Source organism: Cytobacillus luteolus (genome assembly GCF_017873715.1).
In the GTDB taxonomy this organism is placed as follows: Bacteria; Bacillota; Bacilli; order Bacillales; family Bacillaceae_L; genus Bacillus_BV; species Bacillus_BV luteola.
In genome coordinates, this window is sequence record NZ_JAGGKM010000001.1 from 489,584 (window position 1) to 504,588 (window position 15,005).

14 protein-coding genes are annotated in these 15,005 nt (G+C 35.3%); 12 read left to right on the plus strand and 2 right to left on the minus strand.

What is annotated here, in order from left to right; translation table 11 throughout:
• The first annotated feature begins 111 nt into the window (after positions 1-111).
• The 5 genes from opp3b (at position 112) to J2Z26_RS02520 (ending at position 5,856) form a co-directional block, all read left to right on the plus strand.
• Positions 112-1,041 carry an oligopeptide ABC transporter permease gene (opp3b, locus tag J2Z26_RS02500; RefSeq protein WP_193537954.1) on the plus strand — a complete coding sequence of 310 codons (930 nt, stop codon included), beginning with the start codon at positions 112-114 and terminating at the stop codon, positions 1,039-1,041.
• Positions 1,041-2,069, plus strand: coding sequence for an oligopeptide ABC transporter permease (opp3C, locus tag J2Z26_RS02505; RefSeq protein ID WP_193537956.1), 1,029 nt, complete (start codon positions 1,041-1,043; stop codon positions 2,067-2,069). Before opp3b ends, opp3C begins: the two co-directional genes overlap by 1 nt.
• Positions 2,070-2,087: 18 nt before the next feature.
• Positions 2,088-3,146, plus strand: a complete 1,059-nt coding sequence (locus J2Z26_RS02510) for an ABC transporter ATP-binding protein (RefSeq protein WP_193537958.1) — start codon at positions 2,088-2,090, stop codon at positions 3,144-3,146.
• Positions 3,147-3,148: 2 nt separating this feature from the next.
• The gene (locus J2Z26_RS02515; protein ID WP_319638075.1) at positions 3,149-4,090 is read left to right on the plus strand and encodes an ABC transporter ATP-binding protein; all 942 of its coding nucleotides are present in this window, start codon (positions 3,149-3,151) and stop codon (positions 4,088-4,090) included.
• Between the two features lie 557 nt (positions 4,091-4,647).
• A complete protein-coding gene (locus J2Z26_RS02520) occupies positions 4,648-5,856 on the plus strand; it encodes a putative glycoside hydrolase (protein WP_193537960.1) in 1,209 nt (402 codons plus the stop codon).
• Between the two features lie 49 nt (positions 5,857-5,905).
• Here the strand turns inward: J2Z26_RS02520 and J2Z26_RS02525 are convergent, their stop codons facing one another.
• Complete coding sequence (locus J2Z26_RS02525) at positions 5,906-6,109, minus strand: hypothetical protein (protein WP_193471795.1); 204 nt, start codon at positions 6,107-6,109, stop codon at positions 5,906-5,908.
• 429 nt (positions 6,110-6,538) lie between these two features.
• Between J2Z26_RS02525 and J2Z26_RS02530 the strand changes: the two genes are divergently transcribed.
• On the plus strand, positions 6,539-7,114 hold the full coding sequence (locus J2Z26_RS02530) for a GNAT family N-acetyltransferase (RefSeq protein ID WP_193537962.1): 576 nt from the start codon (positions 6,539-6,541) through the stop codon (positions 7,112-7,114).
• Positions 7,115-7,311: 197 nt separating this feature from the next.
• Positions 7,312-7,707, plus strand: a complete 396-nt coding sequence (gene spxA, locus J2Z26_RS02535; protein ID WP_193471797.1) for a transcriptional regulator SpxA — start codon at positions 7,312-7,314, stop codon at positions 7,705-7,707.
• Positions 7,708-7,780: 73 nt separating this feature from the next.
• Here the strand turns inward: spxA and J2Z26_RS02540 are convergent, their stop codons facing one another.
• A complete protein-coding gene (locus J2Z26_RS02540) occupies positions 7,781-8,458 on the minus strand; it encodes a TerC family protein (protein WP_193537964.1) in 678 nt (225 codons plus the stop codon).
• A 315-nt stretch (positions 8,459-8,773) separates the two neighbouring features.
• Between J2Z26_RS02540 and mecA the strand changes: the two genes are divergently transcribed.
• The 5 genes from mecA (at position 8,774) to pepF (ending at position 14,558) form a co-directional block, all read left to right on the plus strand.
• The gene (mecA, locus tag J2Z26_RS02545; RefSeq protein ID WP_193537966.1) at positions 8,774-9,454 is read left to right on the plus strand and encodes an adaptor protein MecA; all 681 of its coding nucleotides are present in this window, start codon (positions 8,774-8,776) and stop codon (positions 9,452-9,454) included.
• Positions 9,455-9,520: 66 nt separating this feature from the next.
• Positions 9,521-11,032 carry a cardiolipin synthase gene (cls, locus tag J2Z26_RS02550; RefSeq protein WP_193537968.1) on the plus strand — a complete coding sequence of 504 codons (1,512 nt, stop codon included), beginning with the start codon at positions 9,521-9,523 and terminating at the stop codon, positions 11,030-11,032.
• Between the two features lie 92 nt (positions 11,033-11,124).
• Entirely contained in the window at positions 11,125-12,333 is a 1,209-nt protein-coding gene (locus J2Z26_RS02555) for a competence protein CoiA (protein WP_193537970.1), read from the plus strand.
• A gap of 60 nt (positions 12,334-12,393) precedes the next feature.
• The gene (locus J2Z26_RS02560; RefSeq protein WP_193537972.1) at positions 12,394-12,576 is read left to right on the plus strand and encodes a hypothetical protein; all 183 of its coding nucleotides are present in this window, start codon (positions 12,394-12,396) and stop codon (positions 12,574-12,576) included.
• Positions 12,577-12,740: 164 nt separating this feature from the next.
• Positions 12,741-14,558, plus strand: a complete 1,818-nt coding sequence (gene pepF, locus J2Z26_RS02565) for an oligoendopeptidase F (protein ID WP_193537974.1) — start codon at positions 12,741-12,743, stop codon at positions 14,556-14,558.
• Positions 14,559-15,005 lie beyond the last annotated feature (447 nt).

A 15,005-nucleotide genomic window follows, 5' to 3' on the forward strand; every position in this document is an offset into this window, starting at 1 on the left:
GTGAATAAAAGAGAGTATATTAAGTGCGATATACTCTCTTTTTCCAATTGTAAGAAATGTCGAACTTTGGCGAATATCAAAAATAAACTGATAATTTAGGAGGTGCATAAGATGGCTAAATATTTAACTCAACGAATTATCTACATGATCATCACTCTATTTCTAATCGCATCATTTACCTTCTTCCTTATGAAGCTCATGCCAGGTACTCCGTTTACAAATCAAGAAAAAATGTCAGAACAGCAGTTACTGATTGTGAAGGAAAAATACGGTCTAAATGACCCAGTTCCAGTACAATATGCAAAATATATGTTAAACCTTGTGCAAGGGGACATGGGTATATCCTTTCAGTTTAATAATAGAGAGGTTACCGATTTAATATTGGACCGGATAGGGCCATCCGCATATCTAGGTTTACAATCGATGATTGTAGGGACATTACTCGGAATATTACTCGGAATTGTTGCAGCACTTAAACAGAATACGATTTACGATTACGGTTCTACGGTACTAGCTGTTACAGGTAAATCCATTCCTTCGTTTGTATTTGCTGGTCTACTACAATATTATGTTGGAGTTAAATTAGGGTGGTTCCCTGTTGCATTCTGGGAAGGGTTTGAGTACACGATTCTTCCAACAATTGCTTTAATGATGTTACCACTTTCAATTACAGCACGCTTTATGAGAACAGAAATGGTGGAAGTATTAAGTTCTGATTATATTTTACTAGCGAGAGCAAAAGGGGTAACACCATTCACAATTGCCTTTAAACATGCATTAAGAAATGCCTTGATACCAATTCTAACGGTATTAGGTCCTCTAGCAGTAGGCTTAATGACAGGATCACTTGTTATTGAAAAGATTTTCTCTATCCCTGGATTAGGGCAACAGTTTGTTTTATCTATTCAAGCAAATGATTACCCAGTTATTATGGGTACAACCCTCTTCTTTGCTGCATTGTTTATTTTTATCGTATTTGTCGTGGATATTTTATATGGAATTGTTGATCCGCGTATACGTTTAGCGGGAGGTAAAAAATAATGAGCAAACATGAAGAAGTTCTATCAAAAGATTTATTTAAACCAGCTAAACTTGATTTAAGAGAAAGTGAAGTTATTTCACAGCCAAGCCTGAATTACTGGCAGGATGCTTGGCGTCGCCTACGAAAAAATAAGGCTGCTATATTAGGTTTAATTTTAATGGTTCTACTTGCTTTTTTAGCGATTTTTGGACCTATTATGAATGACCATGGTTTTAATGACCAGCAATTATCACGTGCTAAAATGCCACCCAAAGTTCCTGTTCTTGAACATGTACCGTTTTTAGGGTTAGACGGCACAGTTGCAGGCCCAGATGGTACACGTGTTGATGTGTATGAACAAAAAGGAATTGATGACTATTTTTGGTTTGGTACGGATGGACTAGGTCGAGATTTATGGACGCGTGTTTGGTCCGGAACTAGAATTTCATTATATATTGCGCTACTTGCTGCTGCTATCGATATGGTTATAGGTGTAGCTTATGGCGGAATATCTGCTTACTATGGTGGTAGAACTGATAATGTCATGCAACGTATTATTGAGGTACTTGTAGGAATTCCAAACTTAGTCATTGTTATTTTAATGATCTTAATACTTGAACCTGGAATTATATCGATTACTATAGCCTTAACCATAACCGGGTGGGTCGGAATGGCGAGGATTGTTCGCGGTCAAATTTTAAAACTAAAAAACCAGGAATTTGTTCTCGCATCTAAAACACTTGGGGCTAAAGATTCAAATATTATATTAAAGCATTTAATACCAAACGTTACTGGAGTTATTATCATTAATACAATGTTTACGATACCGAGTGCTGTTTTCTTTGAAGCATTCCTAAGCTTTATTGGTCTAGGATTACAAGCACCAACTGCTTCACTTGGAACGCTAATCGATGATGGCTATAAATCAATGCAAACTTTCCCACATATGATGATCTTCCCTGCTATCGTAATCAGTTTATTAATGATTGCATTTAACTTGATGGCAGATGGATTACGTGATGCATTAGATCCAAGAATGCGTGATTAGAAAAGGTAGGTGAATTGTATGGAAAAAATACTTGATGTAAAGAATTTGCATGTTTCGTTTGATACATTTGCAGGAGAAGTAAGAGCAATTCGTGGTGTAGACTTTTCAGTTAATAAAGGAGAAACCCTTGCAATTGTTGGTGAGTCCGGTTCTGGAAAATCTGTTACAACGAAAACAATTATGAGGTTATTACCAGATAAGATCGGAAAAATCAAAGAGGGAGAAATCCTTTTTGATGGAAAAGATCTATCTAAGCTCTCAGAAAAAGAGATGCAGAAGATTCGTGGTAAAGATATTTCAATGATTTTCCAAGATCCTATGACATCTTTAAATCCAACAATGAAAATCGGTGCTCAAATTGCAGAAGGACTTATCAAACATCAAAATTTGAGCAAAGGTGCGGCAAAGGAGAAGGTAATAGACCTGCTTAACCTGGTAGGAATTCCTAATCCTGAAATTCGTTATAATCAATATCCACATCAATTTTCGGGCGGAATGCGTCAACGTGTTGTTATTGCTATTGCCCTTGCTTGTAACCCAAAGGTCCTGATCGCGGACGAGCCTACAACCGCACTTGATGTTACAATTCAAGCTCAAATATTAGAACTCATGAAGGATATACAGAAAAAGATTGAGACTTCTATTATCTTTATTACACATGACTTAGGTGTTGTTGCAAACGTAGCAGATCGTGTAGCGGTAATGTATGGTGGTATGATTTGTGAGATTGGAACGGTTGATGAAATTTTCTATAACCCTCAACATCCTTATACATGGGGATTAATCAGCTCAATGCCAAACTTAGAGACTGAAGGAGAGCTATACGCAATCCCAGGAACACCACCAAATCTATTATATCCTCCTAAAGGGGATGCTTTTGCACCAAGAAATGAATATGCCCTTGAAATTGATTTTGAAAAGCAGCCTCCAATGTTTAAAGTGTCTGATACACATTATGCAGCAACGTGGCTACTTCATCCGGATGCACCTAAAGTCGAGCCACCTCTCGTGATTAGAGAACGTAAGAAACGATATGAGGCATCTAGAGGGGTATCATCCACAGAGAGGAGGAAGTAAAAGTGGCATCAAATGAAAAACTTGTTGAGATTAAAAACTTAAAACAATATTTTAATGTTGGTAAACCAAATATGGTTAAGGCAATAGATGGGATTTCCTTTGATATTTATAAAGGAGAAACTTTAGGACTTGTTGGTGAGTCTGGTTGTGGTAAATCTACAACGGGTAGAACAATTATTCGTCTGTATGATGCAACAGATGGACAGGTACTATTTGAAGGTGAAGACGTTCATGGTAAAAAATCAAAAGCAGAGTTAAAGAAATTTAGCCGGAAAATGCAAATGATCTTCCAAGACCCATATGCGTCTTTAAACCCAAGAATGACCGTAGCTGATATCATTGCAGAAGGTATTGATATTCATGGTCTAGCTAAAAATAGTCAGGAACGTATGAATCGTGTTCAAGAGTTACTTGTAACGGTAGGTCTAAATAAGGACCATGCAACTCGTTATCCGCATGAATTTAGTGGAGGGCAACGTCAACGTATTGGTATTGCTCGTGCATTAGCAGTTGATCCAGAATTCATCATTGCGGATGAACCGATTTCAGCTCTTGATGTATCAATACAGGCACAGGTTGTTAACTTAATGAAAAAGCTTCAAGAGGAAAAAGGGTTAACCTACTTGTTTATAGCTCATGATTTATCAATGGTTAAATACATTAGTGATCGTATTGGCGTTATGTATTTTGGGAAGCTTGTTGAACTAGCAACGAGTGATGAGTTATATAATAATCCAATTCATCCTTATACAAAATCTCTACTCTCAGCTATACCTATACCAGATCCTGAAACTGAGCGTACCCGCAAACGTACAGCGTATGATCCAAGTATGCATAATTACTCTGGAAACGAAGATGTACAGTTAAGAGAAGTAAAACCTGGCCACTTTGTATCATGCTCAGAGGAAGAATTTAAACAATACCAAGCTCTATATAAAGATTAACCTAAGATTCCGTTAAAAGCGGGATCTTTTTTTAAATTAAAATATAAATGCAAATTTAATACGGTACTATGTTAATTTTCGCGGAAGGCAGGAGACTCCTGCGGGAGAAGCGCGTCAAAGTGAGACCCCGCAGGCGCATAGCGACGAGGAGGTAGGTTTTTTCACGTTAGTGAAAATAACCTTCCGCTTCCGCCCGCGGAAAGCGAGTGCCTTCCGCGAAAATTAACAGTTCAGTGTGCAAACCTTTCTGTTTAACTATATGTACTGGTTCTTCTGACAGTATTTATAAGGGCAAATGACCTATTTTCATTTACTGTTTTGCAAACACTAACCCTATAAGCTAAAAGAAAAGTAATAACAAAGTAGTAGGATAAAATGAGAAGTCATCTCATACTTTAGAATAAATTAACCATTTTTGGGCACTCCAATTTGGATAAGCCGGTAGCAGATCAAAGGAGGATAAATTGTTGAAAAATTAAAAAGATGTCAAAAAGTGTACGAATTTGTTGAAAAATGACTTATAATGTACACAAAGACTATGAGGGGGACGTATATAAATGGGGAAGAAAACGATTACTACAGTCATGTTCATTGTTACCTTCATATTTACTATTGGGACGGCTAATGTTTATGCGTCAGAAAAGGCAGAATTAGTTGCCAGTCATCATTCTGGAAAAGAGCAAGGATTCATTAAAAAGGAGCTACCCGAAAAGCTCACAAGATTTATGTTTGATTCGGGTTTTACCTTTGAATACCCTGATGCAATTAGAGGGATCTATGTAACAGGACACTCAGCAGGTGGAAGTAAATTTGAAAAATTACTTAATCTCGTCGATAACACTGACCTAAATGCGATGGTTATTGATATTAAAGACGATCATGGTAACCTTACCTACAGGCCTAAAGAAGCTTCGAATTACGAAGACATTGCTAAAAATTATATTAAAGATCCGGTACAAACAATAAAAACGCTTGAAGAAAAACAAATCTATCCGATTGCAAGAGTGGTTGTGTTCAAAGATTCTGTACTAGCCAATAAAAAGCCTGAACTATCCTTTAAAGAAGGTAATGCTGTCTGGAAAAACGGCCGCGGAGAATCATTTGTAAACCCTTTTCTACAAGAAGTATGGGATTATAATGTTGGCATTGCCATTGAAGCGGCAAAGTTAGGCTTTCAGGAGATTCAATTCGATTATGTCCGTTTCCCAGAAGGATTTGAAAAAAGGGATAAGACACTTGTATACAACATGGGAGAATATCAGGGGGACCAATCAGATGTACAAAAACGTGTTCAAGCTGTCACTGACTTTGTTGCCTATGCCAAAGAAAAGTTAGAGCCGTACAATGTGAAAGTATCTGTGGATATCTTTGGTTATACAGCAACACTTCCAGAAGCACCAGGGATTGGTCAAAACTTCAGTAAAATATCTGAGCACGTAGACGTTATTTCTTCGATGATTTATCCAAGTCACTGGACTTCATACTTTGGTATTGCTAAACCTGATCTAGAGCCATATCAATTAGTTACTGAATACGCTAAGGTTGAAAAAGAAAAGTTAAATGAACTTCAAAACCCTCCTATCTCAAGGCCATGGATTCAGGATTTTACAGCTAGATGGTTAGGGAAAGGTAATTATAAAGTGTATGGCAAGGCAGAAATAGAAGCTCAAATCAGAGGATTAAACGAACAAGGTATTAACGAATATTTAATTTGGAATGCAGGCAATACCTACACTGAAGGTGTAGATTATACACCACTAAATTAGAGAAAAGAAAAAATCCTAACGAATGATATCGTTAGGATTTTTTGTGTCATTAGTTATTCCAGAAAGATTTTTTAGCGTTACCGCCAACGCCTTTCCATCCTGTTTGTGTATTTGCAGCATTATTGAAGCTTACGTCTTTGGTTTTACCACCAAAAAACTTTTCGCCAATTCCATTTAAAACTACACCAATTACAGCAGTAATTCCGATAATAAGAAGGGCAACAAGTGTAAAATCTATTATGTAACCTAACATGAAAGATCCTCCCTTTTATATAACAAGCAATTTTTTATCTAAAATAAAATTAATAGCATATACTTTTATTTTATTCTATATTGAACAGGATTTAAAGGGGAATATTAAATTTAGTGAACATATAATTACTATATCAAAAAATATGGCTCTTTTCTAAAAGGTTGTTATTTTCACATTGAATCATGACTGTTCCTTTGCGCTGCAGGCACTTGCTTTCCGCGGGGAGGAAGTCGAGCCTCCTCAGCGCATGCGCCTGTGGGGTCTCGACCTTTCCTCAACTTCTGAGCAGGAGCCAAGTGCCCTCCGCTCCAATCCACTCTTGTAATATTTTCATTTAAATCAACAAAATTTATGAAAAGAGCCAAAAATAAAAAAGTAAATTATGTTACCATATAAATAAGGATGAAAACTTGAAAGGGAGTGTTTCATTTGAGTTGGTATACTAAGTTAAGTCAGTATTTTCCAGTTGAGGAAATGAAATCACAAGAGCATATGGAGATTCTTTTAAAGGAACAAGGAGACATTTACCATAAAGATGAAGGTCCAAATCATGTATTAATGTACGCGGAATTTGATGAATTTATCTTTATTGACTATTTATTTGTTTCAGGGGCCGCAAGGGGACAGGGGCTTGGCAGAAAGCTAATAGAGAATTTAAAAATGAAAAATAAGGCGATTATATTAGAGGTTGAGCCGATTGACTATGAAGACACAGATACTGAGAAACGTTTAAGGTTTTATAAACGTGAAGGGTTTGAACACGCTCAGTCTATTGGGTATAGACGTCTATCTTTAGCCACGAATGAAGTGAATCAGTTAGAAATTTTATTTTGGTCTCCGACAAATGAGTCTGAAGAAGCCATCTTTGAAGCAATGAGAAAAACCTATAACTTGATTCATACCTATAAGGACAAAGAGGTGTATGGAAGGTCTTATCAAAGTGTGAATGATGTGTTAACATATAACAAAAAAAATGATAGCGACGATATTTTATCGGATGTATAAGTATTTGTATAAAAATTGTATAACTATTTATGACAAATTTGTGAATTCATCTATCATTTCAAATTAATTTATTGTATAATAAATGGAGATATTACTTAATTAAAGTAATTACAATAAAAGATTTAGTTTTTCTTACAACTTTAGATAAATCGTTGTCTTACTTAAACTCATCTTTATTAAAGGGAGTGAATCTATTTATGGTAACATTATTTACTTCACCAAGCTGCACATCATGTCGTAAGGCTAAATCATGGCTAGAGGAACATAGTATTCCATATACAGAAAGAAACATATTCTCTGAGCCATTATCAATTGTAGAAATTAAAGAGATTCTTCGAATGACTGAGGATGGAACTGATGAAATCATTTCAACTCGTTCGAAGATATTTCAGAAGCTGAATATTAATGTTGAATCCATGCCATTACAGGATTTATATGCATTAATTCAAGAGCATCCTGGCTTGTTACGTAGACCTATCATCATTGATGAGAAACGTTTGCAAGTAGGCTATAATGAGGATGAGATACGACGCTTCTTACCAAGAAAAGTTCGTACTTTCCAACTACGAGAAGCACAAAAATTAGTAAACTAAACATAGAGTATGTGTGCAAAAAACTTCTACATGTAAATTTGTAGAAGTTTTTATTTTTCAATGGCACGGTAGTCTAGTTTTTAACCCCAGAATAACTTTTAATCCGGTTTGTAAGCAGTCCAGCAAAAAGGATAAGACAAATACTAAGAAAAGGAATCATTGTAAGAAGTGGTTGATAGTTTTCATATAAGTAGTGAAGTCTTTCCTCATTAACGATCATTTTTCCAGCAGTGTAGGCAAGTATACTTGCACCAAAGTAAATGAGTACAGGAAATTTTTCCATTAGGTATAAGATAACTTTACTTCCCCAAATAATGATTGGAATGGATACACATAATCCTAAAACAACGAGATAAAAGTTGCCGTGTGCAGCACCAGCTATTGCAATAACATTGTCGATACCCATGATTAAGTCTGCTATGACAATTGTTTTAATGGCTGCAAATAACGTAATACCACCTTTAATCCTGGAAGTATCCTCATTATGATCTACCAGCAATTTGTAAGCAAGTAGTAGCAAAAACACACCGCCAGCAAATTGTAGGAATGGGATTTTTAGTAAGAATACAGCCGCAATAGTCACTACAATTCTGATGAACACTGCCAAAACTGTACCAAGGACGATTGCTTTATTTCGTTTAGTTTCTGGGAGGTTTCTACAAGCTAATGCAATTACGATTGCGTTATCCCCACCTAAAATAATGTCAATACCAATGATTAATAAAATAGATGTAATTAACTCTAAGTCCAACACAAATCCTCCCTTAGACAAGTCATACTACTATGTATAAGTAAAAAGCAATTTAGTTATGACAACAAACAAAACAGTATTTAAATATATGGTAGGATTATGGGCTATAGGGCGAATAACTGTTTTTATGAAATTCGGCTTTTTTATTTCCATTCTCAAGCTTTTTATCATAAAATAAGAGTACAAGATATTGATGTCTCCTTTAAAGGATTATCTACTCTTGTTTTTGGGTAAAGTGGTAAAGAACTGTATACATCGACTCGGGGGTATTTTTGTCCCTTCAAAAATGGAGCTAGAAGGGAGAGGTTTTAGCTTATGGAAATCGAACGTATTAATGAATATACAGTAAAGTTTTATATTTCATATGTTGATATAGAAGAAAGAGGCTTTGACCGCGAGGAAATTTGGTATAACCGTGAAAGAAGTGAGGAGCTCTTCTGGGAAATGATGGATGAAGTTCATCAGGAAGAAGAGTTTACAGTAGAGGGTCCATTATGGATTCAAGTCCAAGCGTTAGAAAAAGGTCTTGAAGTTCTGGTAACACGGGCGCAAATATCTAAGGATGGACATAAATTCGAACTACCAATCTCTGATGAAAAATTTAGGGATATGCCAGTAGATGAAAGAATTGAATCATTACTTGATGAGCATTTTAATACAAAGCGTAATTCAGATAGTGATTTACCATCAAATGATGAAGATCAATTAGATTTTTTACTTCGTTTCCAGGATTTTGAAGATGCTATCTCACTTGCACATCGTACACAGCTTCTAGAATTAACAAATAAACTATACTATTTTGAAGGTCACTATTATCTCTATATCGAATTCTTAGATGCGGATTGTACTGAAGACGAACTTGAGAATACACTAAGTGTAGTCTTAGAATACGGCCAAGAATCTAGAATTTCAATTCATCGAATTGAAGAGTACGGAAAGACAGTCATGAAAGAAAGTGCACTATCAGAAATAGCTAAACACTTTCCATTAAAATAAAGGACCGATTTCAGTGTGAAATCGGTCTTTTTTTACAATGTTGGTTTTCTAGGACGGTGAAACAATATGAAAAATACATTGAGAGTCATTGTATTTTTAGGCATCATATCTCTTTTGCTTTTTTTCAGCAAAGGTTATTGGGAAGGTTGGCTTATAGGTGCTTTAAGTATTATGTTTACCCTCTCTGCAATATTTATTGCTATTATTATCTTTTTAGAAAATAGACATCCTACGCAAACGCTGACTTGGCTAGTAGTACTAGGGAGCTTCCCATTACTCGGTTTCTTTTTCTATCTTATTTTTGGACGCAACTATAGAAAGAAGCGACTTTTCCAGAAAAAGGCATTATTAGATGAGCAAACTTTTTCACAATTTGAAGGTAGCTTCGAAAACAATGAAGAAAAAATTGATCAAGTTGGTGAGAATCAACAACACTTATTTCGCCTAGCACACAGAATCGGTAAAAGTCCCGTTTCTTTTGCTACTGATACGAAAGTATTAACGAATGGAGAAATGACGTTTTCAACGATTTTCGAAGAGTTAAGAAAAGCAAAGCACCATATTCATTTAGAATATTATATTGTAAGACATGATGGAATTGGCCAAGAATTGAAGAACATTCTCATAGAAAGAGTAAAGAATGGTGTCAAAGTTCGTTTCTTATATGATGCAGTAGGGGGATGGAAACTCTCTAAGAAGTATATTCGTGAGCTCCGTGAAGCGGGAGTGGAAATGATTCCATTTTCTCCAGTAAAACTTCCGTTTCTAAATAATAAGATTAATTTCCGTAATCACCGAAAAATTGTTATTGTTGATGGATCTATTGGATTTGTAGGTGGGTTAAATGTTGGAGATGAATACATAGGGAAAAACAAATACTTTGGTTTTTGGCGTGACACTCATCTCATGTTAAAGGGAGAGGCTGTCCGAACTTTACAATTGATTTTCTTTCAAGATTGGTATCATATGACTGGGGAAAAGCATTTGAATCAATATTACCTTTCTCCAGAGTTAATTGAAGAAAATCAATTGGGTGGGGTCCAATTAATAGCGGGGGGTCCTGATAATGAGTGGGAAGTTATTAAGAATCTATTTTTCTCGATGATTATCTCTGCTAAAAAGTCAATCTGGATTGCCTCACCTTATTTTATACCTGATGAAGATATTTTATCTGCTTTAAAAATAGCCGCACTAAGTGGCATAGATGTTCGAATACTCGTTCCTTACCATCCTGATAAAAAAATTGTATTCTATGCCTCAAGATCATACTTCCCGGTACTACTAGAGGCAGGGGCAAAAATTTACGAGTATAAAAAAGGGTTTATGCATAGTAAAATAATGATTATTGATGGTGAGTTAGCTTCAATAGGAACTTCTAATATGGATATGAGAAGCTTTCATTTAAACTTTGAAATTAACGCATTTTTATATCGAACAGAAAGTACAATTACATTAGTTCAAGATTTTATTCAAGACATAGAGGATTCAACACAAATTGATAAGGAAACTTTCAATACTCGTTCATTAAAACAAAGACTATTTGAATCTACTTCAAGATTATTATCCCCGTTGTTATAAGCCTTAATTTATGAGGCTTATTTTTTTTACAAAGGAATTCTCTCAGCTCGTGACGAATAAGAAAAGGGATAATTTTAAAAGGAGGAATCATTTTGTTTGTAGCGAAAAACAATAATGGAATGTTTATTTCACTTCTAGATAGCCGACCAAAAGAGGATTTAATTCAATTGAGAAAGGAGTTCCAATTCTATTGTTCAGCCTGTCAACATCCAGTACAGATGAAGCTAGGGGAGAAACGCTTACCTCATTTTGCGCATTTAAGGGATTCAAAGTGTATTACGCAAAGAGAGCATGAAACACCATACCATTTGGAGGGAAAAAAACAACTCTATAGTTGGTTAAAGAATCTAAGTACAGAATTAGAATTAGAGCCCTTTATACCAGAAATTAAACAAAGACCAGACCTATTAATAAAGGTAAACAAACAACAATTCGCAATTGAATTTCAATGCTCCCAGATTTCGTACGAGCACCTTAGTAAAAGGACAAAAGCCTATAAATCTATAGACATTCACCCCCTTTGGATACTTGGTGAATCTTGGTTAAAAACGAATGCAGATCCACTTTTCTCTTTATCCTCGTTTCAGTGGTTATTCGCAACCATACCACAAAGTACAAACTCTAATTGCTTTCCATCTATCTTATACTTTAATCCAATGACAAAAATCGTTACAAAACTGTCAAACTTAACTCCCTTTTCACCTACGCAAACCTTTGCAACAATACAGAAATTTGCTCCTAACGATACTCTTACTGAAATTCTAAATGCCTCTTTGTCTCTAAATTCACAAATGTTAACTTTATGGCTTGAAAAAAAGAAAAATTGGAGATATCAATTTTCGATGTTTCCAGACCGTAAACTAAAGCCTTTATTCTTAGAGTTATATACAGCCCGGATTACAAGAGCTTCTATTCCTGCTGAAGTTGGGTTACCTTTTCCTACTGTGTATTTGATTGAAACCTCAGCAGTTATATGGCAGTTATGGATCTTACTAGACTCAATCATACCTGTTACTTCTAACGCACCCATATCCTTTGAAAATACGTATCGCCTTTTTAGAGAAAGAGTGAGTGAGGGACATATTAAAATTAGACACTTACCAAACATAGTAGGCCAGCACTATTCCTTCGCCATTATGGATTACCTTCAAGTCCTGACAAAACTAGGTATATTAAAAAGGATAAATGCACGTAACTTTATAAAAGTTAATGAAATCATACTTCCTAAGAACGGGGAAGAAGCTTTAGAACTAGATAAGGCTGTATTAAAGAAGTTATATGGTGGAAAATATACCCTGTAATGAGAAGTTATAGCTATGTAAATCATAAGAAAGATAAGATTCTAGTAGGAGGGATTATCAATGAAGAAGAAATTAGGCACAAAAAATAAACGTAATAGAGGGTTACTTTACTCAATGTTAGCCATTGGTGCAGGAGCGGCTGTCTATGGGCTTACAAAGACAATGGTTACTAAAAACATTGAAAATAATCCAGATCCTAACTACGAACCAGATAATCCTGAAATATTTAATTATTATTATTAATAAACTATAATATAGTAAAATGAAGCCCTACTTAATAAGTAGGGCTAAATAGTGGTTGGCCTTATAGAAAATTCACATTTTAGGAAGGAAAAAAGGGGTAGTATAACGAATTAATCTAAGATGGAGTTTTTTCGACTATCGAAATACATAAGGAGGTTACACAGATGGCTGAACAAACAGCAGTGAAGAAATTACCAAATCGTAACGAAATTAAAGTTGAAGACACATGGAGACTTGAAGATATTTTTGAGACGGACCAGGCATGGGAAAATGAATTTTCAGCGGTAAAAGCAATGATACCTAAGATTTCTGAATTCCAAGGTAAGTTAGGTGAGTCAGCAGATCATTTAGCTGAAGCACTGGCATACCAAGATGCAATCTCAATGCGCTTAGGAAAATTATATACATATGCACATATGCGTTATGATCAAGATACAACAAACTCTACTTATCAAGCATTAAATGACCGTGCTGCGAATCTTTACACACAGGTAGGAAGTGCTCTATCATTTATCGTTCCAGAAATCTTATCTGTAGATGAAGCTAAAATTAAAACATTTTTACAAGAAAAAGAAGAGTTAAAGGTATATGAGCATGCATTAGATGAGATTAACCGTCAACGTCCACACGTACTTTCAGCAAAGGAAGAAGCATTACTTGCACAAGTATCTGAAGTAACTACATCTTCAAGTAATACTTTTGGTATGTTAAATAATGCAGATTTAACTTTCCCAACAATCAAAGATGAGAATGGGGAAGAGGTTGAAGTAACTCATGGTCGTTACATCCGATTTTTAGAAAGCGACGACCGTCGAGTAAGAGAAGATGCATTTAAAGCTGTTTATGAGACTTATGGAAACTACAAAAATACATTTGGTAGTACACTAAGTGGTACTGTGAAAAAGGACAATTTTAATGCACGTGTTCGTAACTACAGTTCAGCACGTGAAGCAGCTTTAAGTAACAATAATATCCCTGAAGCAGTTTATGAAAACTTAGTAAATACAATTAATGATAATTTACATTTACTTCATCGTTATGTTCGTTTACGTAAAAAACTTCTAGGTGTAGATGAACTTCACATGTATGACCTTTACACTCCGTTAATTAAGGATGTTAAAATGGAAATTCCATACAGTGATGCAAAAGATTATTTGTTAAAAGGATTGGCTCCACTTGGAGAGGATTATTTACGTGTTGTTCAAGAAGGCTTTGACAATCGCTGGGTAGATGTACATGAGAATAAAGGTAAGCGAAGTGGTGCTTATTCGTCTGGAACATATGGCACAAATCCATATATTCTTATGAATTGGCAGGATAATGTAAACAACTTGTTCACACTGGCGCATGAATTTGGACACTCAGTACACAGCTATTACACTCGTGAAAACCAACCATATCCTTACGGAAACTACTCCATTTTCGTAGCAGAGGTAGCTTCTACGTGTAATGAGGCGTTATTAAATGATTACTTATTAAAAACAATTGATGATGAGCAGAAGAAACTTTATCTTCTAAATCATTATTTAGAAGGCTTCCGTGGAACTGTATTCCGTCAAACAATGTTTGCAGAATTTGAACACTTAATCCATAAGAAAGCACAAGATGGGGAAGCATTAACTCCAGATTTATTAACTGAAACTTACTATAACTTAAACAAAAAATACTTTGGTGACGATATTGTTATCGATGAAGAAATTGGTTTAGAGTGGGCACGTATTCCTCACTTCTATTACAATTATTATGTATATCAATATGCAACTGGTTTCAGTGCGGCAACTGCTTTAAGCAAGCAGATCCTTGAGGAGGGACAGCCGGCTGTAGATCGTTATATCAATAACTTCTTAAAAGCGGGAAGCTCGGACTATCCTATTGAAGTGTTGAAAAGTGCAGGAGTTGACATGACTTCTTCAAAAGCAATTGAAGATGCGTGTAAAGTATTTGAGCAAAAACTAACGGAGATGGAGAATCTTCTAGGATAACATAAAAACAAAGGGTACTTGATTTATTCAAGTACCCTTGTTATTTTTTCGGCAAATTCAATTTTCCCTAGTTAAAGCCATTAAATCGTTTGCGATTGTTCAAGTTAAATAAAAAGATGAGGATGGCTACAAATAAAATTGGAGATGTAATGTAGAGTGGAAACATACCCATCAGACCTAGAATATTGATGGCAAATGTAGCAATCACTAATACAAGTCCGAAGATCACTGAAGGCTTAATAAAAATCACCTCTCTGCAACAGAATTGTCCTTACTATGAATGTATTGCAGGCTCGTCTATTTTATGAACATTTCTTTACAATAAGGTGTTACAACTTTGTGAAACAATGAATAAATGAATTGTTAACTAGAAATAAAATTGATATAGTTATCTTGTGAAGTAACTCACAAACAAACATTATCCCCTTTGTTTGCTCGTGAAAATTT